This is a genomic window from Fibrella aquatilis, from assembly GCF_017353255.1.
GTDB lineage: Bacteria > Bacteroidota > Bacteroidia > Cytophagales > Spirosomataceae > Fibrella > Fibrella aquatilis.
In genome coordinates, this window is the sequence record NZ_JAFMYU010000002.1 from 412,748 (window position 1) to 438,687 (window position 25,940).

The following is a 25,940-nucleotide window of genomic DNA, read 5'->3' on the forward strand; positions in this document are numbered from 1 at the left end:
TCACAACGCCACCGCATCAATCGCGTCGAGTGCTGTCTGGCCGTTTTCGGCGGCAACAATCAGCGCGAACAGCTTATCGCTCCAGCCGCTGATGGTATAGATCCCATCGGTGGCCATCGTGTTGCCGTAGCCTTTCAGATCAACGCTAAACGTTTTCACTTCGGGGTTGATGGTGCGGTACTGCGCAAACAGCTTGTCGAAGTCATCGGCCCGGCGCCCGCGTTGGCCATACCAGTTGCACGACCGGCCAATTTGACAATCGGAAAAGATCACGATCCGGTCTACGATTTCGCGCGACTTGATCAGCTTTTCCAGCATGACAAAAATACCTTCTTCGGTGGCCCCGCCGCACTTACCTGCCTCGCGGCTGATGCGGTCGAAGTTATTGAAAAGCGTGGCCGACCGGCTCAGCTGGGGTGTAATCAGCCGTTCGCCAAACAAACCCAGCAGGGTGCTTTCGGCGCGGGTCCAGTAGAGCACGGCAAACAGATTGGCAATGTCGGCCGTGGTGCGGCGGCTCATGGCCGACACTGCCGACCGTCCCCCTACGTCGCCAAACATGCTACCCGAATTATCGGACAAGATCAGCGTTTTCCCCGCCGCAATGGGCAGGTATGCCACTGACTGCACCAAGGCCTTTTCCAACGCCTGAATCAGCTTTTTAACGGCCCATTGCGCGTTGCCAAACAGGTAAAACACGCTTTTTTGGGTAGCTACTGCTTTCAATTCTGCATAGGCCGACAGGTAGCGGAACGGTAATTGTTTCGCCTGCTGCACGGCCCGCTCATGGGTAATCAAGGCGCAAACCTTATCGATATGAGCCATGTCGATGTTGGCTTCCAGCATGTTCCGCAGGTTACGAAGCATGGCCATGTAGCCCAGCTTATGGCTGTCGATCAACTCGTGCCATTTGGTACGCACGGCTAACTGCTTTTCTTTCTCCGAACCAAACGCCTGCTGTCCTAACGCGCTCAACTCGGTTTCCCAGGTATAAGGCGTCGATAGCGTCCGGCTGGCCAATTGGTCAAAAATCGCCTGCTGCGCTTCATCTTTGGCTTTGGGGTGGACCAGAAACAGGGCATCTCGTAGCTGAACCGCCGTTTTCCGCTCGTACTTGGCAAATTGGTAGGCGTCGAACCGGTTGAAGGCCAGGGCCAGTCCTTTTTGAAGTTGTTTCGAGAGGCGGTTCAGCTTTTTAGCACCGGTACGGGCGTTGGCTAATTGGTAGTAGGCCAATAGTTCGCTGATTTCATCGGGGCGTTGTACCACACGGGCAATTGTCCGGCTTACCAGATCATCGCCATTATGGATTCTTGCCAGTTCGCCCACCAGCACCAAAGGCACCGAACGCAGGTACATAGCTTCGCGGGCATAGACCGCCAGCCGAGCTACAAACAGCGGATCGACTTCGCCCACCAGCAACTGAATCAGCGCCAGCCGGTCATCTGCTTTCTGGTAGTATGAGTCAGCCAGCATGGTGGTTGTCACGGCGGTGTACAGTTCCATTTCTGCCGACAGCGTATAGGCTTTTGCCCCCATGTGGTTGAGGGTTGTAGCGTCGGCATGGTCTGCTGTGTTGGTGGTGTTGAAACGCATTGTCGTGGTTGCCGCCGGTGCTGTTCCCCGTTCGACATGACAAAGGTTTTACCCACCTGCGCAGTGTATTTGCGCAGTTGAAAAAAAGTGCAATTATTTTTGGCGACGACTGCCTATTTTCGGGGGAGTTACTGTGCCGCATTGCTAACGCTAATGGCTGACGCGCGGCCCTTCGACAGGCTCAGGGTGACAGGCAAATAAGAGCAATCTCAACGAGTTGAATCAAGGTGGTTGTCACCCTGAGCCTGTCGAAGGGCCACGCGTCAGCCATATGACCAGCCACAATCCAGATTAACTACCCACCCTATGCCCGCCAACCGCAACGCTCTGATTCGTTACCGCGCCATTGATGCCTGTCTGACCAACCGGTTTCGGCAGTGGACGCTCGAACTGCTCATTGAAAAAGTAGGCGAGGCACTCTACGAATACGAAGGCATCTTCGCCATCAGCCGCCGCACGGTGCAGGCCGATTTGCAGATGATGCGCTCAGACAAACTGGGCTACAACGCGCCGATCATAGTGGTTGACAAGAAGTATTATACCTACGAAGACCCTACCTACAGCATCACCAACGGCCCTTTGTCGGGGCATGACCTGGCGCAGATTGGCGAGGCCGTAGATGTGCTGAAGCAGTTTAAGGGCTTTTCGCACTTCCAGAACCTGGCGGGCGTGGTGCAGAAGCTGGAGGCGCACGTGTTTGCGGCCACGGCTAATCAGCAGGCGGTGATCGACTTCGAGACCAACGACAACCTGCGCGGCCTGCCCTACCTCGACCCGCTCTACCAGGCGGTGGTAGAAGGCCGGGCGGTCTGGATTACCTACCAGTCGTTTCGGGCCAAAGAGCGGCAGGTGTTTCCGTTCCATGTCTGGTGGCTGAAAGAATTTCGCAACCGCTGGTTTGCCGTGGGGGTAACGGGTAACCGGAGCGCCATCACCCACCTCGCCCTCGACCGCATGGTCGACGTGCAGCCCGCCCCCGACCTACCCTACCGCCCCAACCCCGGCCACGTTCCCGCCCACTACTACCGCCATGCCATTGGCGTCACCATTGGCGAGGTGCCCACGCTGGAGGTGCTGCTTCGGGTAGACCGGCAGCAGGCGCCATACCTGGAAACCAAGCCCCTGCACGCCACCCAAACCGTATTGGAGCGCCACGACAACGGCGATGTGACCATTTGCCTGCACGTGCAGCATAACTACGAACTGGAACGCGACATTCTGGCCTTCGGCGAAGGGGTAGAGGTGCTGTCGCCGGGTGAGCTACGCGACCGCATTGGCAAGCGCCTCCGCCGGGCCTTCGGGCAGTATGCGGGGTAGTTATGGGTGCTGGAGGGGATACTGGCTCATTTGAGCTGTAATTCGCTTATGCTGAGCAAATTACCGTCGGGGTCGCGTAAGAAAACGGTGGTGGACTGGCGTGTGGAAACCGGCGCGGAGAGAAACTTAATCCCTGCCGCACGGAGCCGTTCATACTGCTGACGGAGGCCACTTAGTTCAAAGCCAATGTGGTTATAACCAATCGCTGTAAACGGCAACGGGGCCGAGCGTGGCTGGGTGGGTGGGTTGTTGAACTGCCAGATTTCCAGCAGCATAGTACCCGTTCGGAACCACGCTGCCCGCAATTTCAGGCTGTCGATATTAGCAATGGCATCGAGCTTGGGGCTGTTCTGAATATTGTCGATGCGGTTGTGTGGCCCGTGTCCCAGCAGTGTTGTGTAAAATGCCGCCAGCCGGTCAATGTCGGGTGTGACAATGGCCACGTGGCCCAGCCAGACTGAATCGGCAAAAGGTGGTTTGTCGAGTTGTTCCAGTTCAAACAAAATGCCGTCGGGGTCATGGGCGTAAGCGTATTGAATGCCATATCCCCGGTCTACGGGCGCTGTGCCCCGGCTGATGATGCGCCCGCCCGCCGCTTTGGCCTTGCTATATAACCCCGCCGCCGCCCGCGACTGGTAGCACACGTGGGTGATGCCCGGTCCCTGAATAGGCATGGTGCCCGGCGACGTTGCCGCCCCGTCGAACTGCATCAACTCCACTTGCCCGTTTGGTCCACGAAGCAGCGCCGCCCTGCGTGCGGTATGCCGTATGCCGCCTTTTTTTTCGGCCAAAATGGGTTTTGTAACCCGGTAGCGGCGTGTTTCGGTCAGGCCAATGGCGTGGGTATAAAAAGCAACGGCCTTATCCAGGTCCCGCACCGACAGGCTCACCCGGTTGATGCCCCGCACGGCTATCGAGTCAGTAACCGGCTGCGCCGAAGCGAATTTGATAAGGCAGAAAAGGGGTAAGAGGAGGAATAATTTCATGGGGTTGGGAGGATTGACCAATGACGCCCGCAGAGCTAAATGACTAATGACCAATAACTACTTCACCGTAAACGCCAGCAGGACATTGCCTGCTTTTTCGTTGAATTTGGCGTAGCCGGAATTGATAAATAGTTGATTGCCTACCACCACTGGCCCGGCCGAGTCGATGGCACCGCCCCCGGCGGCGAGGCCGTTGACGGCGGTGAAGGATTGGTTGGTGTCGTAGGCCCACAGCACCCGGCCATCGGTGGTTGAATAGGCGTGGAGCATTCCGTCGAGCGCCCCGCCGAAAACGACACCGGGAATAAGCGTAATCGCCGCCGACAAACCCGGCCCGCAGCCCCATTTAGTGCCCGGCGGGCAACGATTTTTCTCTATGGCCGACCACTTGATACGCCCATTGGCCACGTCGAGGGCGTGTAGGCCCGGAAAGGCGGGTTTGGCGGAGTCGGCGGGCCAGGCTTCGCGGTCGTTGATGGGTACGTAGAGTGTTTGTCCGTCGCTGGTCATGCCCCAGTGAACACCGCCCATGATGCCGCCGCGCCCTACGCGCTGTTGCCAGATTACGGCCCCGCCTGCGTCGGGGTCAAGGGCATAGACCATGCCTGATTTCTGCCCTGCCAGCACCAGGTCGGGCTTTCCGGGGCGGCTGACCAATAGGGGTGGTGCGCCAAAATCGTAGTCAGGACCGTGCTGATCGGGGCAGTTGGCGAGACCCGGTTGGGTGCAGGCGGCATTCCAGGCGTCCTGACTGATGGTCTGATGCACCCACCGAATGGCGCCGTTGGTGAGGGAAAGGGCCACGATGGCGTCGCTGGTGGGGGAGGCGGGGCGGCTGTAGTTCTCGCCGGTGCCGACGTAGAGTACCCCCCGCTTGGGATCAATAGTGGGACTTGACCAGACCGGTGCCCCCGACGGGCCGTAGGTTTGGGTGCCTGCCGAATTGAGTTGGCGGGGTGTGGGCTCGTCGGTCATGTACGTCTTCCAGACCAGTGCCCCGTCGTCGGCGGCCAGGGCCACCACGGCCCCGCGGAAGGTGCAACAGGGGTATTTGGCGCTGTAGGCGGCCACAACTTCGGTAGAGGAAAGCGGCACAAACAGCCGGTCGCCATACACTACCAATGACCCGGTGATGGTGGCCTGTGCATGCTCATCGACCCGTTTGCGCCAACGTAACTGCCGTGTTTGCAGGTCCAGTGCGTAGACGTTGGCTTTGAAATCGCTGAAATACAGTCGGTTAGCCAGCCCTCTTTTGTCAGTGCCAACCACTATGGCTGAGCGTATTTCGGCATCGGCCTGAAACGTCCAGCGGACGCAGCCTGTGGCCACGTCAAGCGCGTATACCGTGCCGTGCTGACTGGCCGTAAAGAGCGTGTTACCCGCCACAGTAGGCTGCACCCGTGCCCGCGTGGCGTTGGGAAACGCAAAAGCCCAGTTGAGCCTGAGCGTTCCTACGTTACTTGCCGAAATGCCGAGGTCAGGTGCCGACTGGAAACGCCGATTGTTCAAATCCAGGCCCCAGCTAGTCACACGGCCCTTTTCGGGGCTGCTGCTTACCAGCGAATCGCACGGCCCCAGGGCCAAACGGGCATTAGGCGAGTCTGTTTTCGAGAGGTAGTCGGCCACCAATTGGCGTTCGGCAGGGGAGAGGGCAGCCCCCTGCGCCCGCATCACACCCGTTTCCAGGGCCGCTATGATGGCCGCCGACGATAGTTTTTGGAGAGCTTCGAGCCGGGGTGCTTCAGCCACCGACCCACCGTGACAAACGGCACAATTGGCTTTGTAAATAGCCTCGCCTGTGGGTGGGGCAGGGCGGGCCAGAAACCCCGTAACTGCCATCAGCAAGCCTATTGCCACCAGCCATTTTATCGTCTGCATAAGGGGGTACGTTAAGAAGGGTGAGCGCTGGCTAAAGAAGGATTCATTTCCTCAAACATACCGCTGGCAGACAAGGCCTTAGCCGATAGTATAAATTATTTTCAGAACCGGCGCAACCTAAAATTTACTTGGTCCGTATTGCTGGCGAACTCTTTAACCAAACAATCATAATATGAAGATTAGTATTGCTTCCGCTATTGCCCTGCTTGCTGTCAGCACATTCTCATGCAACAACGCTGACTCTGTCATTAAGCCAAACGCCAGCGCCCGGCAAGGGTCGTCGGGTGGTGGTGGCACCACCCCAACCCCAGCGCCCACTGGCTCATTGCCCGTTTTGGCACCCAACCCAACGCCCATCAACAACCTTGGCCCCATTATGCCCACTGGTACCTGGACGGTGAAAACCTATTACCGCGCCTTTACCGACAAAACCACCGACTACACGGGCTACACACTGGTGTTTGCACCAAATGGTGTCGTTACCGCTGTTGATAGCCAGGGTAATTCGTACAGTGGTGGCTGGTATGCCACCATTGGCGGTCAGGTAGCCTACTATGGGGGTGCCATTTCTATCACGGCGCTGACCATGAACTTTGGCAAGTCGGCACCAAGCAAACTCAGCCGTTTCAATGCCACCTGGAACGTGAATCTGGCCACCACCACGAGTGATGTTGTGCTGGATAATTTCGAGCCACTGTCGGGCGAACGCGTTGAATTCAGCCTGTAACCGAGCTAAGAACACCCCATCACCTGGTACACTTACCCTATCTTTTTAGTCAGAAACGGCAAAACCGGCTCAACCAGGCCGGTTTTGCCGTTTCTGGTTCATTTATTTCCCCGCTACACCAGTGCCTGGCTCACGGCCTCGCCGATGTTCAGGAGGGCTACTACTTCTTCGTCGGTGAAATCGTAGGGTACGGGTTTAGCAATGCCGAGGGTGCCGTAGAGTTGACCGTTGAACAGAACCGGTACGGCAATGGAGCCCTCCACTTTGGTATCCCGCGCCGCTGGCCGCGCCACGCCCGACTCGTCGGTCTGGAGGTTGCAGAGTTGGACCGCCTCGCGGCGTTCGGCGGCAATACCAGCCATGCCTTTGCCTATGGGGATCTTTTCAATTTTGGGTACAATGAAGGGGGGCAGCCCGGCGTAGGCCACGAGCGTCAGCAGGCCCGAATCAGGGTCGAGGCGGTGGAGTGTGCCGGTGGTGCAGTCGAAGGTTTGCAGCGTCTGGGCCAGAAAAGCATTCCAGTCAGGCTGGTCGGTGGGGGTGGCCGGGATCAGCGTATCGAAAATGGGCTGGGTGTCGAGCATGGTATTGCTGGTTGCAGTTGGGAAGTAAAGACAGATTGACGGTTGCAAAAGTCTCCTTTTTTCGGGCCATATTTACCGTCTTAGCAACGATACCCCCGCCCGAACTGTTCTGCTGCTGATGCTTTTCGACAACCACAATCGCCCCATCACCTACCTGCGGCTCGCCGTAACGGACCGCTGCAACCTGCGGTGCTTTTACTGCATGCCCGAAACGGGGATCAAATACCTGCCCAAGCAGCAACTGCTTACCTACGAAGAAATGGAGCGGCTGGTGGCAGTGCTGGCCCGCATGGGCGTGTCGAAACTGCGGCTTACGGGGGGGGAACCCTTCGTGCGGGCGGGGCTGATGGGCTTTCTGGAACGTCTCTCGGTGATTCCAGGCCTGGACGAACTACATATGACCACCAACGGCGTACTCACTGCGCCCCACGTGGCCGATATGGCGCGGCTGGGCGTGAAATCGGTGAACCTCAGCCTCGACTCCCTCGACCGTGCCCGCTTCCATCAGATTACCCGCCGCGACGAGCTGCCCGCCGTGCTCAACACCCTCGACGAGCTGCTGGCCCACAATATCCGCGTAAAAATTAACGCCGTGGTGATGGACGGACAGAACATCGGCGACCTCTACGCCCTGGCCGAACTGGCTCGTAATCAGCCCATTGATGTGCGATTTATTGAAGAGATGCCGTTCAACGGCGAAGGCAGTCATTACCCCATCCTGACCTGGACGCACCAGCGCATTTTAGGGGAACTGCGTTCATTCTATCCCGATCTGCAACCTCGCCCGTCGGCACCCCACGCCACGGCCACTACCTGGCAGGCCCCCGACCACGTGGGCACGATGGGCATCATTGCGGCCTACACGCGCACGTTCTGCGGCTCGTGCAACCGGATTCGCCTCACGGCGCAGGGCAGTCTGAAAACCTGTCTCTACGACAACGGCGTACTCGACGTGCGGGCCTTACTGAGAAGCGGTGCTACCGATGCCGACCTGACTGCTGCCTTCCTGAAAGCCTTCGCCCACCGCCCCGCAACTGGCTTTGAAGCTGAGGCCCTCCGCCCCGAAGTCACCGAGTCCATGTCCACAATTGGGGGATGAGTGTATAGTGATGAGTGGTAAGTGATGAACGGTGAGTTTGCTTCCGCCAGCGTAATGCTCTTGCGGAAGCAAACTCACCGTTCATCACTTACCACTCATCACTATACACTTACCCCTGCCCTCTTGCCTTCTTTCAGGATATTGATGAACGCCTGGTTAAAGGCGGGGATGTCGTGGGGGTTGCGGCTGGTGATGAGGTTGCCGTCGGTCACTACTTCGCGGTCTACCCAGTTGGCCCCGGCGTTGCGCAGGTCGGTCTGAATACTGGGGTACGAGGTTAGTTCTTTGCTCCGCACTACGTCGGCTTCGATGAGCAGAATAGGCGCGTGGCAGATGGCCGCTACGGGCTTTTTTGTCTCAAAAAAATGCTGGATAAACCGCACCGCCTGTGGGTCCTGCCGGAGGGTATCGGGGTTCATCACGCCGCCAGGTAGCAGCAGGGCGTCATAGTTAGCTGGGTCGGCACCGGCCAGGGGTAGGTCGGTGGGGAAGGTGTTGCCCCAGTCGGTTTCATCCCAGCCGCGTACTTCGCCGTTTTTGGGCGAAATCAGGTGTGTTTGAAAGCCTTCGGCCTCCAGCGCCTTCCGTGGCTCGGTCATTTCGACTTCCTCGAAGCCATCGGTCAGCAAAATCGCAATCTTCTTCTCGACGCTGCCGTCGTCCTGCCGTTGTGGTGTCATGATATCGTTGAGTTGGTTTTTTATGACTCAACTAATGTGACGGCAAAGGGTTGGGAAACGGTACTAGGTGGTCTAAAAAGGTGATTTTGACTATATTTGGGGAAACTCAGGCTGATATGGAAACCAACGCATTCGACCTAATCGAAGAATACCAATCCGAGGACATCATGTCACTAAATCATTCTAAACTGATTCACCGCCTTAGCGTGGCACTGGATCGGTATGAAGAAACGTATGATATCCTGCCTGAACTGGAATTGGAGCTGCCCACGGGTAAATGCAAACCCGACGTGGCCATTTTTCCCAACCTACCCGTCGACTGGCTTAACGACGTGATCTATTACAATCAGCCCCCCATTATTGCTATCGAAATCCTGTCGCCTAAGCAGGCCTTGACTGATTTAACAGACAAGGCTTATAAGCAATATTTTCCAGGTGGAGTGCAGGCTGTCTGGATCATTGTTCCCACGACCCGCATCATTCAGACATTGCTACCTGACGGCTCCATTCAAACCATTGCCAGCGGTATCCTGCGTGACCCAGTGACGGGTATTGAATTGGATTTGGGATATCTGTTTAAGTAGAGCCGATTTGTCAGACCGTACCAAAAAAGCCCGTCCAGACCTGCTGGGCGGGCTTTTTTGGTGTACACTACACCTCCCGCTCTATAATCTTCCCGCTCGCTTTTTCTTTTAAAATGAGTTTCTTTTTGCCGTAGTGGGTCATTTCTTCTTTGATCAGGTAATGGTCGGCGTCATACTCAACGGCACCACTAGCCTGGGTGAGGCCCTCCTGACCGCGCCAGACGGGGAGGTTGACTGGTTCCCACTGTTTGGTCTCGGCCGATTTATAGGCGGCGTCCAGAATGGCGTTGACCACGTAGCCGTCGTAGAAGGTTTCGGCGGCGTCGCGGCCCTCTTCCACCGCCCGGAACATGTCGGTAAACATGTGATTATAGCCCAGATCATTGACTTCATCGCCCACGGGAAAGAGCCAGCCCGCGTCTGATTCGGCTTTTTCAGCCACGTAATCGCCTGCTTTGCCGGTGGTAAACATCTCGAAGCCCGTGCGCAAAAAGTTGTTGATCCAGATGGTGCCTTCGGTGCCCATGACCTCATCGCGGAGGTCCATGCCACCCCGGAACGTCCAGCTTACTTCAAATTGACCGATGGCTCCGTTTTCGTATTTAACCAGGGCAATAGCGTGGTCTTCGGCGTCGATGGGTTTCACCTGCGTGGCGGCCCAGCACATGACTTCTACAGGCCGCACGTCTTTGCCAATAAAATTCCGGGCAATTTCCACGCAGTGGCACCCCAGATCGAGCATGCAGCCGCCACCGGCCTGCTCTTTGTCCCAGAACCAGTCGGAGTGGGGGCCGGGGTGGGTCTCACGTGACTTGGCCCACAAAATGCGCCCCAGCGAGCCAGATTTGACGGTTTCGAGGGCTTTCAGAAACTTGGGCGAATAGCACAGGTCTTCCAGGTAGCCCCCAAAAATGCCCGCTTCTTCCACTTGTTGCATCATAGTAAGCGCCTCGGCGGCGGTGCGGCCCAGGGGCTTGGTGCAGACCACGTTTTTCTTGTGTTTGGCGCAGAGAGCCACCGCCGGGGCGTGGAGGTTGTTGGGCAGGGCAATGCACACCAGCGTCACGTCGGGGTGGGCAATAACGGCCTCCATGTCGGTAGACTGAAACGTGCAGCCGTAGTCGGCGGCGAATTTTTGGGCGGTTTCTTCGCGGCGGGCGTAGATGGCCACTACCTTGTCGCGGCTGCGCTGCCCTTGGAGTGATTCGGCATAGAAACGGCCAATGAAGCCGCCGCCGAGCATGGCGATTTGTTGCATTTTTTGGAGTTTAAAACGGTCCGCCGCTGCGGTTTAACGTCTAAGGGCCAAAGTTGCTTCGCTTACTTAGCTTCTCATGTGTAAGGGACGTTTTTCATTCGTCTCTAAACCTATGGACAATCGTTCGCCCTCTTGCTCATTTTTTTGGGGCATATGCTGCGCCGTCGGGTTAGTGATAGACACACCACAACGCGGCCTTTTGTTGCGCTGGTAGTGGTCCCAAATCCTATGATCTCACGTGAACAGTCGACGAAGCAAACGGCCTATACGGACCCCGAAGCACTGGCGGAGGTACTAGCCCATGTGGCCGACCTGGCTACCGAAACCGATACCGAAGGCGATTTTCCGGAAGAGGCTTTCCAATTGCTGGCCCAGGCGGGTTTGCTGGCGGTGACCCTGCCCGGACAGCCGCTTGATCATACGCAGGGGCATACGGCCCAACTGCTTACCCTGCTCAAGCGCGTAGGGTCGGCCAACCTGGCGGTGGGGCGCGTGTACGAAGGCCATATCAACGCCCTGCTGCTGGCGCAGCTCTTCGGCAATCCCGAACAACGCCAACAGTGGCATGCCGACGTGCGGCAACACCACCTTTTCAGCGTCTGGAACACCCAGGCCGACGACGGTATTCTGATTCATGAACTCGGCGGCGGACGCTACGAACTGGAGGGCTACAAGACGTTTTGCTCCGGGGCCAACTGGGTTAGCCGACCGCTGGTAACGGGCGAACTAATGCGGCAGGGGCATAAATCGGGCTGGCAGATGTGCATTATCCCTACCGAACGGATAGCACCTCTGGAAGCTGACGCGCGTTTCTGGAAACCCCTAGGCATGCGGGCGTCGGCTAGTTTTAAGCTCAATTTTACGGGTATCGTTCTTGACGAAAGCGACCTGCTGGGCAAACCCGGTAACTACTTTCAGCAGCCTTATTTCAGCGGTGGGGCTATCCGGTTTGCTGCCGTGCAACTGGGTGGTGCTGAAGCCCTGCTGGAAGCTACGAGGTTGATGCTGCGGTCTATGGGGCGGGTCGATGACGTGTTTCAGCAAATGCGGCTGGCCGAAATGGCCTGCCAAATCGAGTCGGGTAATCTATGGCTGACCCAAGCCGGGGCTAACAATGATGCTTGGCTACACGACGGCACCGACCCGGCCAGGATTGTGGCCTATGCCAACATGACCCGCACCGCCATTGAGGCCATCTGTTTACGAGTAATGCACCTCTGCGAAAAGTCGGTGGGGGCGCGGGGCCTGCTGCGGCCATTGCCTTTTGAACGTATTCACCGCGACCTCACCATGTACCTCCGCCAACCTGCCCCCGACGCCACGCTGGTGGATATTGGCCGGTGGGTAGGTCACCAAACCACCGCCACCCATGACCTCTGGACCTAGCCAACTACCCCCCAGCCTGGCCAGTTTTTTGCGCGAAGATCCCGTGCCGCTCGATGCCCGGTCGCTGGACCGTACGCTGGTGCTGGCCCCCCACCCCGACGATGAATCGTTGGGGTGCGGCGGTACACTGGCTTTGCTCCGCAAAGCGGGCTATCCCGTGCACGTGGTGTTTGTAAGCAACGGCACCCTGTCGCACCCCAATTCGCCCAGCTACCCCCCCGACCGTCTGCGCGACCTGCGCGAAACCGAAGCTATTCGGGCACTGGACGTGTTGGGTGTTCCGGCAGGCCAAACCACGTTCATGCGCCTGCCTGACCGGCATGTACCCCTGCCCGATAATGCCGATTTCGGCAAAGCGCTAGATGCGTTAATGGCTGTTATTCAACAATTTAAGCCATCTACAGTGTTGGTGCCCTATGAGCGCGACCCGCACCCCGACCATCGCGCAACCTACGCGTTGTTGCAGGCAGCGGTAGCGCGTTTGGCCCAGCCGGAAAAGCCCCGCGTGCTCGAATACCTAATCTGGCTTTGGGAACTGGGCCGTCCCGACGACCTGCCCAAACCCGGCGAACGGCTGGTGTTGCAGGTGGCTATCGACAGCGTAATGCCGCTGAAAAAACGGGCCATCGACGCCCACCAGTCGCAGGTAACGCGGATGATCGACGACGACCCCACGGCTTTTTACCTTTCGCCCGAACTGTTGGGCCACTTCGACACACCCTACGAGCTTTTCGTGGAAAAATCACCCGTATGAACACCCCCAAAGACACCCTCACGCCCGACTACTTTGACGCCGTTTATCGCGCCAACGAAGACCCCTGGCAGTTTGCCAGCAGCCCCTACGAGCGCGATAAATATGCCGCTACGGTGGCTGCGCTGCCCAAAGCAGTCTACGATTCGGCTTTTGAAATAGGCTGTTCCATTGGCGTTCTCACTCAACAGATGGCCCCCCGTTGCCGCCAGTTACTGGCCGTCGATGTGAACGAAGCGGCGTTGAAGCAGGCCCGGCAGCGGCTGGCCGGTCAGCCCCAGGTACGCTTTGCCCAAATGGTGCTGCCCGGCGAATTCCCCGACGAGATGTTCGACCTGATTTTGCTCTCGGAAGTGGGGTACTACTGGTCGATGGATGACTTGCTGAAAGCACAAGCGAAAATCATTGCCCACCTCCGGCCCGGCGGCCATTTGCTGCTAGTGCATTGGACGCCCCCCGTACATGATTATCCCCTCACCGGCGATGAAGTACACGAGGCGTTTATGGTTAAAACTGGCCCCGGTCAGCCCCTGCGCCACCTGCTGCACCAACGACATGAAACCTACCGATTAGATTTGTTTGCTGCGTAATGTGGCAATAGCTTCAATAATGGGTACGCAGGGTAGAGGCTGGGTTTCGGAGTAAAGGGTAAACTGGTTTTCGGCTATTTCCCAAAATTGACCGAAGTAGGTGCTGGTGGCCATCTGCGCCAGTAACCACCCCGCCGAAACGCCCAACTGCGAGGCAGCGGGGCGTAATTGGGCCATGCAGTTGGCGTCGAACCGGTGTGCCCAGGCTTGTCGCAACTGGTGCCGCAACTGAAACCGTGCCAGCGACCGCGATGGGTTCTCTACTTGCTGACACTGCCCCGCGCTACGCTGGCAGGCCCACTGCTGTAACTGCCACGACAAGCCTACCTCGACGCGCCCCTGCAACCGCGCCGACGTATAGACGCGCACAGCAGGACTACGGCGCACTTTGGCGTCGATCCGGCACAGGGCTTTCACCAGGGCGTCGTCTTCCAGGTACCGCACCACCGGCAGTCGGCCCGCCCGGATGTAGGCCTGACACGTAACGGCCAGACTAGCCCCAAAATGCTGAAAATGCCGCGGCCAGGGGTCGTAGGGGCAGGGGTCTATACGGGCCTCGGCTTGGGCCAGCAGGTGCCGGTAGGTGGCATCGCGCAGGTGCGGCAGGCGGGCGGGGCCATCTTCACGGTGGGTGAGGATACGCCCCCCCACGGCATCGGCCCCCGCGTCGATTTCTCGAATAATCTGACTAATCCATTGATCATCAACCAGCGTGTCGCCATCTGTGGAGGCTATGATACTCCGCGAATGGCCCGCCAGCAGCAGCCGTCGGCAGGCTTCGTCCATCAATAGCCGCCGTACGGTGCCAATGTGAGCCCGTTCAGCGCCGAGCTGGATGTTGGCCACGTGCAAGGCAAAATTGGGATGTTGTCGTTGGTAGCGTTGCACACAGGCGAAGGAGTCGTCGGTACAGTTGTTGGTCAGCACCAGCACCTCATACAGCGTTGGGTCGAGGGGGTGTCCTGAACAGGTCAGCTGGTTACGGAGGGCATCGAGCGTGTGGGCAATAATGGCCGATTCGTTCCGCACCGGCACCACCACCGAGACACGCAGATTGGGGCTGGGGGGTAAGGCAAACAGGTAGTCGGCAGGGGTGCCATCATCGGCAAGAGTTCTGTATTCGGCCAGCATGGGTCATCACCACCAGGCGGGCTACTAAATCAACCCGGTGTTGTAGTCCGAACCTGGATATACGTCTATTGTTGGCATAATCTGATTGAACAGAACAGAGCATCGCGGGTGCGTTAGGCTATCTAGTTGATAAAGGGTAGGTTGCGTTATCGTACTCTGTCTATGCCTGCCCCCGTTGCCACCCGCCACCGGCCATTACTCTTTATTGTTGGCCTATTTTTTCTTTATTTCAGTAACGGTAGTCACGCCTGGGCTGTGGCCCCGTGGGTAGCGCTGCCCTGTCTGCTGCTCGTCACCCGGACACTGCGTCCCTGGGCAACCTACGTGCTGATGGCCGTTTCGTTTGGCGTAGTTACACAGGCATCGCTCTGGCATTTTGCCACACAAGATGCCCGCCAGCTATTGCATTACGTTCCGTTGGCGGCTGGGCTGCTGTTTGGCCTGCCCTACGCCCTCGATACGGCTGCTTTTGGTCGAAAGAAGCCTCCGGGCTGGCAAACGCTGGTGTTTCCGCTGGCTTACACCTGCCTCGAATTTGCCGTGGGTTCGCTCAATCCATATGGCACCATGGGTATGCTGCCCTATTCGCAGTTGGGGTTTTTGGCGCTGGCGCAACTGGCCTCGGTCACGGGCATCTGGGGCATCACGTTTCTGCTCACCTGGTTTGGGTCGGTGGTAGCTTATGAGGCGGCGCAGTACCTGGCCAAAGGCCACCTGGGGCAAGTGGGAGCTGTTTATCTGGCTTTTTTTGGCGTAGTGGTATTGTTTGGCAGCTGGCGGCTGTCGCAGAAAAACCCGCCTGGTGGTGCCCGCGTAGCCAGTCTTCACGTGCAGGACCGGGCCGGGCTGAGCCGTTTATGGACCCTGCGCCAAACAAACCCCGCCGCCTTCCGCGTCACCTCCGACAGTGTGATTCACCAGCTGCTACTGGCTACCCGCCAACAGGCGCAGGCGGGCGCACAGGTGGTGGTCTGGAGCGAAGTGTCGCCCCCCATCTATGCCGCCGACGAACCCCGCCTGCTCGACTCGCTCAAGCGGCTAACGCGCGAAACGGGCGTCATGTTGGTGGCCAGCCCGTACGTCTACGAAACGGCGCCCAAAAAAGACCAGAATAAGCTCTGGCTGATCGACCCGGCGGGGAACCTGGTGTTTACCCACCTGAAATACGGCGGCAACATCATTGAAGGCTGTGAGCAGGGCAATGGACAGCTACAGGCTGCCAACACGCCCCTGGGCAAGGTGTCGGCGGTGATTTGCTGGGATGGCGATTTCCCCCACGCCATGCGGCAGGTGTCCAAACTGGATGCCGGTCTGCTGCTCATCCCCGCCGCCGACTGGCAGGCTATTGATCCCCTGCACACGATGGTGGCGCAGTTTCGGGGCATCGAAAATGGCTGTTCGGTGGTGCGCCAAACGCTGTCGGGGCGGTCGGTTATGGCCGATCCCTACGGGCGGGTCATTACGCAGATGGACCACTTCGCCACCACTCGCTGGTTCATGCAGGGGCAACTACCCACGCAGCGCATCCCCACCCTCTACGGCCTCCTCGGCGACTGGTTTGCCTGGCTGTGCGTGGCGGGGTTGGCGTTGGTGGTGTGGTTATCTTACAAAATATACTGACTCAGATCGCGGTTTTTCACCATGCCGTTGAGGCGTTCCTGCACCAGTGTTCGCGTTACGCTGACGGTTGAGCCGCTGAGAATGGTGTCGGGGATGTCGAACATAAACTCGTTGAGCAGCTGGCTGAGTACCGTTTGCAGGCGGCGCGCACCGATGTTCTCTACCTCGGCGTTTACCTCGAAAGCGATTTTGGCCAGTTCGCGCAGGGCTTCGTCGTCAAAGTTGAGCGTGACGCCTTCGGCCATAAGCATGGCCTCATATTGCTTGGTGAGGGCATTGCGGGGTTCTTTCAGGATCTGGTAGAAATCGTCTTCCGACAGGCTCTGTAGCTCCACCCGGATCGGGAAACGGCCCTGCAATTCGGGAATCAAATCGCTGGGTTTCGAAACGTGAAACGCCCCTGCCGCCACAAACAGAATATGGTCGGTCTGGATGACGCCGTATTTGGTATTCACCGACGAGCCTTCTACGATGGGTAACAAATCGCGCTGCACGCCCTCGCGGCTCACGTCGGGGCCACCCCCGCCGCCGCTCCGGTTGGTGGCGATCTTGTCGATTTCGTCAATGAAAATAATGCCCGAATCCTGCGCTTTGCGGATGGCTTCCTCCTTCACCTCGTCCATGTCGATGAGCTTGGCGGCTTCTTCTTCCAGCAAAATCTTGCGCGCTTCGGCAATGGTCACCTTGCGCTTTTTACCCTTTTTGGGCATCATGCCGCCAATCATTTCCTGGATATTCATCATCGACAGCTCATCGATAGAGCCGCCCATGACGCCAATGCTGGGCGTTGAGTTCTGATGCACGTCGATGTCTACCTTCCGGTCGTCGAGTTCACCTGACTGGATTTTCTTCCGAAACCGTTCGCGGGTACGCTCGTTGAGTTCGGCGTCTGAATCGGGTATGGCATCAATAACGGCCTCACCATCAGGTTGTTCCTGGTGGTCGAAGCCCAGGTGATTACCACCTGTCACGCTGGGATTTTTCACGGGCGGAATCAGCATGTCGAGGATCATGTCTTCCACGATCTGCTGCGCCCGAATCTGCACGGCCTCTTTTTTTGCCGCCCGCACCATGTTCACCGCCTGCTCGACCAGGTCGCGCACCATACTCTCTACGTCGCGGCCCACGTAGCCTACTTCGGTAAATTTCGACGCTTCTACTTTTACAAAAGGCGCGTCGGCGAGTTTGGCCAGGCGGCGGGCAATCTCGGTTTTGCCCACGCCCGTGGCCCCAATCATGAGAATGTTGTTGGGCGTAATCTCGCGCTGCATGTCGGCGGGGGCATTCATCCGCCGCCAGCGGTTGCGCAGGGCAATGGCCACGTTGCGCTTGGCCTCGTGCTGGCCGATGATATATTGATCCAATTCGGCAACAATCTGCCGGGGGGTTAGGTCACGAACGGTTGAAGGCATGCTAGCTAGGGAAGTGGGAAGGGGTTGCATTCCCATATCAAAGTAACACAGTTATCGGGGAACAGTTAATAATGTACAATGAACAATGTATAATGAACAATGGCTTCGCCGGTCCGTCTCTGAGTGTAAAGCGCGAGGCTGTTGTACATTGTACATTGTTCATTGTACATTATACATTACGGTCCGCCGCTGCGGTTTATCCCCTACCAGCCCATGTGTTACCACACTTCCCTTGCCGTTGATGCGGCTGAACTCGAGACGCGGTTTAGCGCTGCCATGCCCGAAGGCCTCCATACGGGGCCGCAATACCACGTCAACGCCTATGCGTTTCCGCGCTACCCGATCATCACGCGGCAGCAGCCCGATGCCTTTCAGGGTATCCGCTGGGGACTGATTCCGCACTGGGTGAAGTCGAAAACCGATGCCGACAAGCTGCGGGCGCAAACGATCAATGCCCGGTCGGAGACGATCTACGAAAAACCATCGTACCGGCAGGCAGCAGGGCGGGGCCAACGCTGCCTGATTCCGATCACGGGCTTTTTTGAGTGGCATACCGACGAGCGAAAACAGAAGTACCCGTTTTATATCAACACCACCAACCAGCCCATTGCCAGTATAGCCGGACTCTGGGACGATTGGGCCGACCCCGAAACCGGCGAGGTGCTAACCACGTTTTCGCTGCTCACCACTGATGCCAACTCCCTGCTGGCGACCATTCATAATACCAAAAAACGGCAACCCTGCGTGCTCACCCGCGACCAGGAACACGCCTGGCTGCACGAAAACCTGACCGAAAAAGAAGCCATTCAGTTGTTGCACGAGATATATCCGGCCAACCAAATGCACAGCCACACCATCAGCAAACTGATTACCTCCCGCACCGAAGACAGCAACGTGCCCGGCGTACTGGCCCCGCAAACGTATCCGGATTTGGCGATGTAGCGTTGGCTTTTTCTGATAAAAAGTAGGGCTATTTGCTTTATTTTTGTTCTATGCCTGCCATCAAGCCTATCGCACCCTTCAGCACGTCTGCCCGCACAGATGAGCAATTGGTGCTGGCCTTGCAACAGGGTGACCGGCAGGCGTTTGCCGAACTATATGACCGGTATTGGGCCGACCTGTTTCAACTGGCAGCCCGCAAACTGGCCTCGCCCGAACTGGCCGAGGAACTGGTACAGGACCTGTTTATCAGCCTCTGGCAACGGCGCGAAACGCTGGTTATCACGCAGGTAAACCGCTACTTATTTTCAGCCCTGAAATTCTCGGTTATTGACCACATCCGTACGCAGCAGGTGCATGAGCGGTTTGTGGATCATTACCTGACCATCACCAGTCCCACCACCGAACCCGAAGATGCGCTGGCCCTTCAGGACCTGACCCGGTCTATTGAACAGGGGCTACAAACGCTGCCCTCCACCACGCAGCAGGTGTTTCGCCTCAGCCGGTTCGAGCACCTCACTATCCCCGAAATTGCTGCCCGACTGGGCGTGTCGGAGAAGGTAGTGGAATACCACCTGGGCAATGCACTGCGGGCCATGCGTCGCCACCTTCGTACCTACGGCGTTGCGCTGGCGGTATGGTGGGCGTGGTAATGAGTATGGCTTTTTTCTAAGTAAAACCCCCACATTCTTACCAATTTATATAACTATTCAACGAATATTCTTTTTTATTTAGGGTCAACTCCCGTGCAGTTCGACTTGCTTGTATGAATGGCTACCCGCCATTTAGTCCATGCAATGACGCAGTCACAATTCAAACAACTCTTGCGCCGCTACCTCGACGGACAGGCTTCCGACGAGGAACTCCGCCTGATTGACCGGTGGTATGATTCGCTGAATGAATCGGTTACCTACCAGTTCTCCGCCGACGAACAAACCCGGATTAAAGCCCGGATGTGGGCCACTATCGACGCCCAAACCAGCGCAGAATTGCTGACCGAAACACCTATACGGCCACTACATGATACGGTATCTGGCCAGAAACTGCTTTGGCGCAGACCGTTTGCCGTGGTTGCCGCAGCGATGGTGCTGCTGGTAGGCGGTTGGGTTGCCATTCGGGCATCCCGCGCGCTGGAAGAACCATTGGGGCCGTTCAAGGGTGAACTGGCCACGGTCTCGGCAGGCCTGATCGAGCGCACCAACACCACGAGCCACGCCCTCCGGCTGACCCTGACCGACGGGAGTTCGGTGGTGCTCACGCCCAACAGCGCCGTGCGTTACCCCGCCCGGTTTGCGCCCGACCACCGCGACGTGTACCTGACGGGCAGTGCCTTTTTCAGCGTGTCGAAAGACCCCCAACGGCCCTTCCGGGTATCGACAGAGCGGGTGGTGACTCAGGTGCTGGGTACGAGTTTCTGGATGAAAACCGCCCCCGACGCCGACCGTGTTGACGTCGATGTGATTACGGGTAAGGTGTCTGTATTCGCGCGTAAACCGGCCGCCGCCACCGCCACGGCCAAGCAGGTTAGCCCCGGTGTGGTGCTCACGCCCAACCAGAAAGTGACCGTTTTTGGTGACGACCTCTGGCAAACGGGCCTCGTGGCCAAACCCGAACCCATCCGCCCCGACCAGCCCGATGCGCCCGCTCCTATGATCACGCTCACGTTTAACGAAGTGCCATTGCCCGCCGTGCTGAGCCGCCTTGGCGAGGTTTACGGTATCGATATGGACCTGGCTAATGCGGGTCTGTCGGCCTGCACCTTTTCGGGCAACATCAGCAACCTGCCCCTCTATACCCAACTCGAGCTTATCTGCCGCGCCGTTGGTGCCGACTACGCCGTTCGTGGCACGCGCATCCTCATCAGCGGAAAGGGATGTGGGCGGGACTGACGATGCCGATTTTTAAACGCTTTTCTCATTGCTAACTTGTTGATTACTAACCACTATGAACCAATTTCTATTGCTAAACCGCATCCTTATGCGAAGTTTCGCCTCGTTTGCGCTGGCCCTGCTGGCCATCACCGTCACGCTGGCCCGGCCCGGTATGGGGCAGGACGTGCTGAACAAACCCGTGACCCTGACGCTTGAAAACGTCGAACTGCGCGACGTACTGGCCGGGCTGGAAAACCAGGCCGACGTGCGGTTCATTCACAGCCCCACAGCCATTCAGGCCGGTCGCCGGGTGTCGGTGGCGGCACGGCACGAGCGGCTGTCGGTGGTGCTCGACCGGCTGCTGACGCCCCTGGCTATCGACTATTCGGTAGTGGCGGGGCAGATTTTGCTGAGTGTTCACCAGGCTAACGCGGCAGAAAGCCCAAAAAACGACGGCAGCCCCGCCCCGCAGGAGCAATCCTACACAGGGCGGGTGATCACGGTGGCGGGCGACGCACTGCCCGGCGTGAACCTGGCCATCAGAGGTACCAACCGCGGGGCTAGTACCGACGTCGACGGTAAGTTCAGGATTGCGGCCAACCCCGGCGAGGTGCTGGTGTTCTCGTTTATCGGCTACGCCAATCAGCAGGTGACGCTGGGCGATCAGCTCGATCTGCAGATCAAACTGGTTGAGTCAGCCGACCTGTTGCAGGAGGTAACGGTGATTGGTTCACGCGGTCGTCCTCGTACCGACGTTGAGCGCCCTGTACCCGTCGATGTGGTGAGCAGCAAGGAGTTACAGGCTACAGGGCAGGTAGACCTGGGGCAGATGGTGCAGTATAATTCACCTTCGTTCAACTCGGCCAAGACAGGTGTCAACGGCGTGGCCAACTACGCCGACCCTGCCACCCTCCGTGGCCTCTCGCCCGATCAGGTGCTGGTGCTGGTAGATGGCAAACGTCGCCACCAATTTTCGGCGCTGAACCTGAACCAGACGGTGGGCCTTGGCACGGTGGTCACTGACCTGAACTCGATTCCGGCACTGGCGCTTGACCGGATGGAAATCCTGCGCGATGGTGCCGCTGCCCAGTACGGGTCAGATGCCATTGCGGGCATTGTGAACCTGGCGCTGAACAAGAGCGTGGGCGTGGGCACCTTGAAAACGCAGTATGGTCAGACCAGTAAAGGTGACGGCGCGGGCTACCTGACGGCGCTCAACTACGGCTTCCGCCTGGGCAAGCCCGGCAGTTACCTGAACCTGACCATGCACTACCAGTATACGGGGGGCACCAACCGGTCTGACCCGTATCTGGGTAATATCTACAACGCCACGAAGGCCAAAGAAGACAGCATCCGGCGGGTGCGGGGGGTATGGCCAGTGGGGGCACCGTTTACGGTGGGTGTCTATGGCAGCAACCAGACCAAGGCCTTGCAGGGGTTTTATAACCTGGGTATGCCCCTGAGCCGGGGTTGGTCGATCTACAGCTTCGGCGGCTATTCGCGGAAAGACATTCTGGCCTACGGGTTCTTCCGCAATGCCACGCCCAGCAACGCCAACTCCACGCCCGAACTTTTCCCCGACGGCTACGTGCCCCAACTGCCCGGCACCAGCGTGGACTACTCGACCGTGGTGGGCCTGAACCGCAAAGTAGGTGCGGGCTGGAACCTCGATTTCAGCACCGGCTACGGCTACAACTACCTCGACATGTGGGCCAACAATACCACCAACCCATCGCTGGGGGCGGCTTCGCCCACCAATTTCTACGTGGGCCGGTCGGGGTTTGGGCAGAGCACTACCGAGGCCAACCTGTCGAAGAACTACACGGGCCTTTTCGGGACTAAATCGTTGAATCTGGCCTTCGGCGGGCAATATCGTGTGGATCAATTTGAACTGGCTCAGGGCAGCGCCGAGTCGTATAGCGTGGGTCCGCTGGCCAAAACCAAAAACAAAGCGCCTGGTTCAAGCGGCCGCCCCGGCATTGCGCCCGAAGACCAGACCAATACCACCCGCAGCAACCTAGGCCTGTATGCCGACGTAGAAAGCGACCTCAGCGACCGGTTGCTGGTAGCCGCCGCCCTGCGCTACGAAAACTACAGCGACTTTGGCAGCAACGTGTCGGGTAAGCTGGCCGCGCGGATTAAACTAAGCGAGAGCATCTCGCTCCGGGGGTCGATCAACAAGGGTTTCCGGGCACCGTCGCTGCAACAGACATTCAACAGCCAAACCACCTCTACGGTGCAATCGGGTGCCATTGTGCAGACCAAGCAACTGCCCAGTAATGATGCCCGGCTGGCGCAGATTGGCATTGAAAACCCCAAAGCCGAAACCTCGTGGAACTACAATCTGGGTCTGACTGCCAAAGCCGGGAGTGACTTCATCGTGACCCTCGACGCGTACCAGATCGACATCACCGACCGGATCATCGAGAGTGAGCGGATGATTATCAAGGACATCACAGCCTTGAAAACGCGGTTTGTGGGCCTGAGCGAGATTCGCTTTTTCACCAACGCGATCAATACCAGCACCAAAGGCATTGACTTTGTGACGAGCTACAAACACAATTTCAGCCCCCGCAGCCGGTTCAATGCCAGCCTGGCTTTCACGCTGAACCAGACCAAGATCACGAGTACTAAAGCCACCCCATCGGCCCTGCAACTGGATACTCCCAAACCGATTCTGTTGATCGACACGGTGAGCATTGGCCTGATCGAAACGGCACAACCCCGCCAGAAGATCCTGCTCTCGCTGGGTTACAGCTACGGCAAAGTGGGCCTGAACGTGCGCTCGTCGTACTTTGGTGAGGTAACGGCCTGGGAAAAACCCGCCGGTAAACCCCACGTGAGTCAGACCTTCGGCGGCAAAAACCTGGTCGACCTGACGGTGATATACAACCCCATCAAGGCCCTGTCGATTTCGCTTGGCGGTAACAACATCTTCGATGTCTACCCCGACAAAGTGATTGCCACCTCGGCTGCCTATTCCAACGGCGAAATTCCCTACAGCCGCAACGTGAGCCAATTCGGCTTCAACGGCGCCTACTACTACGCCAACGCGACGATTACGTTTTAATGTAAAAATAGCCCCCCAGCCCCCGAAGGGGGAATGCTTACGCAAGCGCAGTTCCCCCTTCGGGGGCTGGGGGGCTACTCTTTCACCATTCGTCAATGGCTTCCCTCGCGCTCCTGCTAACCTGCCTTTTCCTTGGCGTTACGTTGCGGCGGTGGTTGCCGGAATCGGCGCCGCTGGTGCTGAACCGGGTGCTGGTGGGCGTATTTATTCCGGCGTTGACGCTGCTCTACGTGGCCGAACTGCACTTCGACAGTAGGCTGCTGTTGCCCGTTCTGGCCCCGTACCTCGTTTTTGGCGGTGGTTGCGCCTTTATCTGGACTATCGGCAGTCGGCTGAGTTTCGACCGGGCCACGCTGGGGGCGCTGCTGCTCACGGGGGGCATCAGCAGTATCTCGTTTGTGGGGTTTCCTATTTTTGAGTGGGTTTATGGTCGGCCGGGGCTAGAGGCGGGTATCCTGATGAGTCAGGCCGGGACGTTTGTCATCTGCGTCACCTTCGGCGTGGGGTTGGCTTCGTGGCTGGCTGCCGAAGAGCCGTCGGTGGGGAAGATGCTGCGCGACATGGTCCGGTTTCCGCCGTTTCTGGCGTTTGTAGTGGCCCTGCTGGCTAATGTGCTGGGCTACGTTCACCCACCCGTTGTGCGCGATTTGCTCACCAAACTGAGTAGCCCATTCACGGTTATTGCCCTATTGTCGGTAGGCATGCAAATCCGATTTCGAGTGCCAAAGCAGAATAAAAACGCACTGTTATTGGGCTTAGGCTATAAATTGCTGCTGGCTCCGCTGCTGGTATTCGTGGTTTACAAACTGACGCTGAGCCAACACGGCTGGCTACCCGACCTCTGCGTGCTGGGTTCGGCGCTGGGACCCATGAACACCGCCGCCGTGCTGGCCACCCAATACAACCTCAACCCATCCCTGGCTGCCCAAATGGTCGGCCTCGGTATTCCCCTTTCGTTTTTTGGTATCTACCTGATTTATAATATGTTATGAGACGTTGGAGGCTGGATGTTGGATATTGGATGCTGGATGCTGAATAGTGAATATTGAGTGTCTAAGTCCAATTCTAGCATCCAATGTCCAACATCCAGCCTCCAACGTCTATCTGTCCTATGAAAAAACTCGTTACGAACCTCACCTTCTGGGTACTCACCGCCATTACGCTGGGTGTGTTGCTGGGCCATTTTCGGCCTGATCTGGCGCTGCTGCCTATTCTCGATGCGCCGCTGAAAGGCCGGTTTATGGGGCAGGAACTCACCATCGGGGCCGCCATCAGCGAATTTCTGAGCGGCTGTTTCATCAGCCTTGTCAAGCTCTTTATCAGCCCCATCATTTTCCTCACCATCACGCTCGGCATTGTCAGCATGGGTGATTTGAAAAAGGTGGGCAAAGTGGGGGCGAAGGCCCTGCTTTATTTCGAGGTCGTAACTACTGTGGCCCTGCTCATCGGCGTGGTCGTAGCCAACGTCATCCGCCCCGGCGATGGCGTGGTGACGTCGGCCTTGAAAGGAGGCGATATTTCCAAATATACCAAGACCGCACAGGCGTTCAGCTGGTGGAAATTTCTGATGGACAACGTCACGCTGCAAGTGCTGATCGCGGCCATCGTTGTTGGTATCATTCTGAGCCAATACGCTGGCCGTGAGCGTATTGTGGCCGTGATGAACCGGTTGTCGAAGATCATTTTTGTGGGCTTGCACAAGGTGATGCTGCTGGCGCCCATCGGTGCATTTGGCGGTATGGCCTACACCATCGGTAAGTTCGGGCTGGGTACGTTGCTGCCCCTGGCCAAGCTCATGGGTACGGTCTATACCACCATGGCCCTGTTCATTTTCGGGGTACTGGGCCTGATCCTGCGCTCATGTCACGTGCCGCTGCTGGGGTTCCTGCGCTACATCCGCGAAGAACTGCTGATCGTGCTGGGCACGTCGTCGTCAGAGGCGGGGTTGCCCTCGCTGATGGAAAAACTCGAGCGCATGGGCTGCGCCAAATCGGTGGTGGGGCTAGTGGTGCCTGCGGGCTACTCATTCAACCTCGACGGCACTACAATCTATCTCTCCATGGCCACGATCTTTCTGGCCCAGGTCTTCAACGTGCAACTCAGCTGGGAGCAGCTGCTCACGATCATCGGCATCCTCATGGTGACCTCAAAAGGGGCCGCAGGGGTCACCGGCAGCGGTTTTGTGGTGCTGGCCAGTACGCTCACGGCCATCAACGTGATCCCCGTAGAAGGCCTGGCGCTGCTGCTGGGCGTAGACCGGTTTATGTCGGAAGCCCGCAGCATCACCAACTTCATCGGCAACGGCGTGGCCACCGTCTGGCTCGCCAACAACGAAAAAGCCTTCGACCGCACCGCCATGCAACGCGCCTTCGGCGAGGTAGAGAAACTTGAAAAAGTAACGGCTTAAGGCGGGGAAGGGTGTAATTTTGAGGTTAGTTTAATTCGTTGGCTCGGCCTGGCC

General features: G+C 57.9%; 22 protein-coding genes. 14 read left to right on the plus strand and 8 right to left on the minus strand.

The window, feature by feature from the left end; translation table 11 throughout:
- Positions 1–1,596 carry a TROVE domain-containing protein gene (locus J2I48_RS03985; protein WP_207334097.1) on the minus strand — a complete coding sequence of 532 codons (1,596 nt, stop codon included), beginning with the start codon at positions 1,594–1,596 and terminating at the stop codon, positions 1–3.
- A 306-nt stretch (positions 1,597–1,902) separates the two neighbouring features.
- Between J2I48_RS03985 and J2I48_RS03990 the strand changes: the two genes are divergently transcribed.
- The gene (locus J2I48_RS03990) at positions 1,903–2,913 is read left to right on the plus strand and encodes a helix-turn-helix transcriptional regulator (protein ID WP_207334098.1); all 1,011 of its coding nucleotides are present in this window, start codon (positions 1,903–1,905) and stop codon (positions 2,911–2,913) included.
- Positions 2,914–2,939: 26 nt separating this feature from the next.
- Here the strand turns inward: J2I48_RS03990 and J2I48_RS03995 are convergent, their stop codons facing one another.
- Positions 2,940–3,899: a VOC family protein gene (locus tag J2I48_RS03995; protein ID WP_207334099.1), complete on the minus strand. Its 960-nt coding sequence runs from the start codon at positions 3,897–3,899 to the stop codon at positions 2,940–2,942.
- Positions 3,900–3,956: 57 nt separating this feature from the next.
- The gene (locus tag J2I48_RS04000; protein ID WP_207334100.1) at positions 3,957–5,777 is read right to left on the minus strand and encodes an outer membrane protein assembly factor BamB family protein; all 1,821 of its coding nucleotides are present in this window, start codon (positions 5,775–5,777) and stop codon (positions 3,957–3,959) included.
- A 172-nt stretch (positions 5,778–5,949) separates the two neighbouring features.
- Here J2I48_RS04000 and J2I48_RS04005 point away from each other — a divergent pair, with 172 nt between their 5' ends.
- The gene (locus J2I48_RS04005) at positions 5,950–6,504 is read left to right on the plus strand and encodes a hypothetical protein (RefSeq protein WP_207334101.1); all 555 of its coding nucleotides are present in this window, start codon (positions 5,950–5,952) and stop codon (positions 6,502–6,504) included.
- Positions 6,505–6,617: 113 nt separating this feature from the next.
- On the opposite strand, the gene J2I48_RS04010 is transcribed toward J2I48_RS04005, so the two are convergent.
- On the minus strand, positions 6,618–7,088 hold the full coding sequence (locus J2I48_RS04010) for a GAF domain-containing protein (RefSeq protein WP_207334102.1): 471 nt from the start codon (positions 7,086–7,088) through the stop codon (positions 6,618–6,620).
- Positions 7,089–7,206: 118 nt separating this feature from the next.
- On the opposite strand from J2I48_RS04010, the gene moaA reads away from it, so the two are divergent.
- Positions 7,207–8,187: a GTP 3',8-cyclase MoaA gene (gene moaA / locus J2I48_RS04015; protein WP_207334103.1), complete on the plus strand. Its 981-nt coding sequence runs from the start codon at positions 7,207–7,209 to the stop codon at positions 8,185–8,187.
- A 101-nt stretch (positions 8,188–8,288) separates the two neighbouring features.
- Here moaA and J2I48_RS04020 read toward each other — a convergent pair whose 3' ends face one another.
- Positions 8,289–8,867 carry a type 1 glutamine amidotransferase domain-containing protein gene (locus J2I48_RS04020; RefSeq protein WP_207334104.1) on the minus strand — a complete coding sequence of 193 codons (579 nt, stop codon included), beginning with the start codon at positions 8,865–8,867 and terminating at the stop codon, positions 8,289–8,291.
- A gap of 116 nt (positions 8,868–8,983) precedes the next feature.
- On the opposite strand from J2I48_RS04020, the gene J2I48_RS04025 reads away from it, so the two are divergent.
- Positions 8,984–9,451, plus strand: a complete 468-nt coding sequence (locus J2I48_RS04025) for a Uma2 family endonuclease (RefSeq protein ID WP_207334105.1) — start codon at positions 8,984–8,986, stop codon at positions 9,449–9,451.
- Between the two features lie 67 nt (positions 9,452–9,518).
- Here the strand turns inward: J2I48_RS04025 and J2I48_RS04030 are convergent, their stop codons facing one another.
- Positions 9,519–10,709 carry a Gfo/Idh/MocA family protein gene (locus tag J2I48_RS04030; RefSeq protein ID WP_207334106.1) on the minus strand — a complete coding sequence of 397 codons (1,191 nt, stop codon included), beginning with the start codon at positions 10,707–10,709 and terminating at the stop codon, positions 9,519–9,521.
- Positions 10,710–10,937: 228 nt separating this feature from the next.
- Here J2I48_RS04030 and J2I48_RS04035 point away from each other — a divergent pair, with 228 nt between their 5' ends.
- The 3 genes from J2I48_RS04035 to J2I48_RS04045 are packed head-to-tail and all read left to right on the plus strand — an operon-like array spanning position 10,938 to position 13,436.
- The gene (locus tag J2I48_RS04035; RefSeq protein ID WP_207334107.1) at positions 10,938–12,095 is read left to right on the plus strand and encodes an acyl-CoA dehydrogenase family protein; all 1,158 of its coding nucleotides are present in this window, start codon (positions 10,938–10,940) and stop codon (positions 12,093–12,095) included.
- The gene (locus J2I48_RS04040) at positions 12,079–12,849 is read left to right on the plus strand and encodes a PIG-L deacetylase family protein (protein WP_207334108.1); all 771 of its coding nucleotides are present in this window, start codon (positions 12,079–12,081) and stop codon (positions 12,847–12,849) included. Before J2I48_RS04035 ends, J2I48_RS04040 begins: the two co-directional genes overlap by 17 nt.
- Complete coding sequence (locus tag J2I48_RS04045) at positions 12,846–13,436, plus strand: class I SAM-dependent DNA methyltransferase (RefSeq protein ID WP_207334109.1); 591 nt, start codon at positions 12,846–12,848, stop codon at positions 13,434–13,436. Before J2I48_RS04040 ends, J2I48_RS04045 begins: the two co-directional genes overlap by 4 nt.
- Here the strand turns inward: J2I48_RS04045 and J2I48_RS04050 are convergent.
- Positions 13,416–14,567 carry a glycosyltransferase family 2 protein gene (locus tag J2I48_RS04050; RefSeq protein ID WP_207334110.1) on the minus strand — a complete coding sequence of 384 codons (1,152 nt, stop codon included), beginning with the start codon at positions 14,565–14,567 and terminating at the stop codon, positions 13,416–13,418. The two genes, J2I48_RS04045 and J2I48_RS04050, sit on opposite strands and share 21 nt — an antisense overlap.
- A 162-nt stretch (positions 14,568–14,729) precedes the next feature.
- Here J2I48_RS04050 and J2I48_RS04055 point away from each other — a divergent pair, with 162 nt between their 5' ends.
- Positions 14,730–16,187: a nitrilase-related carbon-nitrogen hydrolase gene (locus tag J2I48_RS04055; protein ID WP_207334111.1), complete on the plus strand. Its 1,458-nt coding sequence runs from the start codon at positions 14,730–14,732 to the stop codon at positions 16,185–16,187.
- Here J2I48_RS04055 and hslU read toward each other — a convergent pair.
- A complete protein-coding gene (hslU, locus tag J2I48_RS04060) occupies positions 16,172–17,599 on the minus strand; it encodes an ATP-dependent protease ATPase subunit HslU (protein WP_207334112.1) in 1,428 nt (475 codons plus the stop codon). The genes J2I48_RS04055 and hslU overlap by 16 nt on opposite strands.
- 213 nt (positions 17,600–17,812) lie before the next feature.
- Between hslU and J2I48_RS04065 the strand changes: the two genes are divergently transcribed.
- The 6 genes from J2I48_RS04065 (at position 17,813) to J2I48_RS04090 (ending at position 25,886) form a co-directional block, all read left to right on the plus strand.
- Positions 17,813–18,541, plus strand: coding sequence for an SOS response-associated peptidase (locus J2I48_RS04065; RefSeq protein ID WP_207334113.1), 729 nt, complete (start codon positions 17,813–17,815; stop codon positions 18,539–18,541).
- A gap of 50 nt (positions 18,542–18,591) precedes the next feature.
- Positions 18,592–19,191 carry an RNA polymerase sigma-70 factor gene (locus J2I48_RS04070; protein WP_207334114.1) on the plus strand — a complete coding sequence of 200 codons (600 nt, stop codon included), beginning with the start codon at positions 18,592–18,594 and terminating at the stop codon, positions 19,189–19,191.
- A 144-nt stretch (positions 19,192–19,335) separates the two neighbouring features.
- Positions 19,336–20,427 (plus strand): FecR family protein, encoded by a 1,092-nt coding sequence (locus J2I48_RS04075; protein ID WP_207334115.1) that lies wholly within the window; start codon positions 19,336–19,338, stop codon positions 20,425–20,427.
- Positions 20,428–20,482: 55 nt separating this feature from the next.
- Positions 20,483–23,479 (plus strand): TonB-dependent receptor, encoded by a 2,997-nt coding sequence (locus J2I48_RS04080; RefSeq protein ID WP_207334116.1) that lies wholly within the window; start codon positions 20,483–20,485, stop codon positions 23,477–23,479.
- Between the two features lie 95 nt (positions 23,480–23,574).
- Positions 23,575–24,471 (plus strand): AEC family transporter, encoded by an 897-nt coding sequence (locus J2I48_RS04085; RefSeq protein ID WP_207334117.1) that lies wholly within the window; start codon positions 23,575–23,577, stop codon positions 24,469–24,471.
- A gap of 119 nt (positions 24,472–24,590) precedes the next feature.
- Entirely contained in the window at positions 24,591–25,886 is a 1,296-nt protein-coding gene (locus J2I48_RS04090; protein ID WP_207334118.1) for a cation:dicarboxylate symporter family transporter, read from the plus strand.
- The last annotated feature ends 54 nt before the right edge of the window (positions 25,887–25,940 follow it).

Excerpts from the sequence above, each read along its gene's own strand:
- J2I48_RS03985 (WP_207334097.1), bottom strand. The coding sequence starts at position 1,596 with ATGCGTTTCAACACCACCAACACAGCAGACCATGCCGACGCTACAACC.
- J2I48_RS03990 (WP_207334098.1), top strand. The coding sequence starts at position 1,903 with ATGCCCGCCAACCGCAACGCTCTGATTCGTTACCGCGCCATTGATGCC.
- J2I48_RS03995 (WP_207334099.1), bottom strand. The coding sequence starts at position 3,899 with ATGAAATTATTCCTCCTCTTACCCCTTTTCTGCCTTATCAAATTCGCT.
- J2I48_RS04000 (WP_207334100.1), bottom strand. The coding sequence starts at position 5,777 with ATGCAGACGATAAAATGGCTGGTGGCAATAGGCTTGCTGATGGCAGTT.
- J2I48_RS04005 (WP_207334101.1), top strand. The coding sequence starts at position 5,950 with ATGAAGATTAGTATTGCTTCCGCTATTGCCCTGCTTGCTGTCAGCACA.
- J2I48_RS04010 (WP_207334102.1), bottom strand. The coding sequence starts at position 7,088 with ATGCTCGACACCCAGCCCATTTTCGATACGCTGATCCCGGCCACCCCC.
- moaA (WP_207334103.1), top strand. The coding sequence starts at position 7,207 with ATGCTTTTCGACAACCACAATCGCCCCATCACCTACCTGCGGCTCGCC.
- J2I48_RS04020 (WP_207334104.1), bottom strand. The coding sequence starts at position 8,867 with ATGACACCACAACGGCAGGACGACGGCAGCGTCGAGAAGAAGATTGCG.
- J2I48_RS04025 (WP_207334105.1), top strand. The coding sequence starts at position 8,984 with ATGGAAACCAACGCATTCGACCTAATCGAAGAATACCAATCCGAGGAC.
- J2I48_RS04030 (WP_207334106.1), bottom strand. The coding sequence starts at position 10,709 with ATGCAACAAATCGCCATGCTCGGCGGCGGCTTCATTGGCCGTTTCTAT.
- J2I48_RS04035 (WP_207334107.1), top strand. The coding sequence starts at position 10,938 with ATGATCTCACGTGAACAGTCGACGAAGCAAACGGCCTATACGGACCCC.
- J2I48_RS04040 (WP_207334108.1), top strand. The coding sequence starts at position 12,079 with ATGACCTCTGGACCTAGCCAACTACCCCCCAGCCTGGCCAGTTTTTTG.
- J2I48_RS04045 (WP_207334109.1), top strand. The coding sequence starts at position 12,846 with ATGAACACCCCCAAAGACACCCTCACGCCCGACTACTTTGACGCCGTT.
- J2I48_RS04050 (WP_207334110.1), bottom strand. The coding sequence starts at position 14,567 with ATGCTGGCCGAATACAGAACTCTTGCCGATGATGGCACCCCTGCCGAC.
- J2I48_RS04055 (WP_207334111.1), top strand. The coding sequence starts at position 14,730 with ATGCCTGCCCCCGTTGCCACCCGCCACCGGCCATTACTCTTTATTGTT.
- hslU (WP_207334112.1), bottom strand. The coding sequence starts at position 17,599 with ATGCCTTCAACCGTTCGTGACCTAACCCCCCGGCAGATTGTTGCCGAA.
- J2I48_RS04065 (WP_207334113.1), top strand. The coding sequence starts at position 17,813 with ATGTGTTACCACACTTCCCTTGCCGTTGATGCGGCTGAACTCGAGACG.
- J2I48_RS04070 (WP_207334114.1), top strand. The coding sequence starts at position 18,592 with ATGCCTGCCATCAAGCCTATCGCACCCTTCAGCACGTCTGCCCGCACA.
- J2I48_RS04075 (WP_207334115.1), top strand. The coding sequence starts at position 19,336 with ATGACGCAGTCACAATTCAAACAACTCTTGCGCCGCTACCTCGACGGA.
- J2I48_RS04080 (WP_207334116.1), top strand. The coding sequence starts at position 20,483 with ATGAACCAATTTCTATTGCTAAACCGCATCCTTATGCGAAGTTTCGCC.
- J2I48_RS04085 (WP_207334117.1), top strand. The coding sequence starts at position 23,575 with ATGGCTTCCCTCGCGCTCCTGCTAACCTGCCTTTTCCTTGGCGTTACG.
- J2I48_RS04090 (WP_207334118.1), top strand. The coding sequence starts at position 24,591 with ATGAAAAAACTCGTTACGAACCTCACCTTCTGGGTACTCACCGCCATT.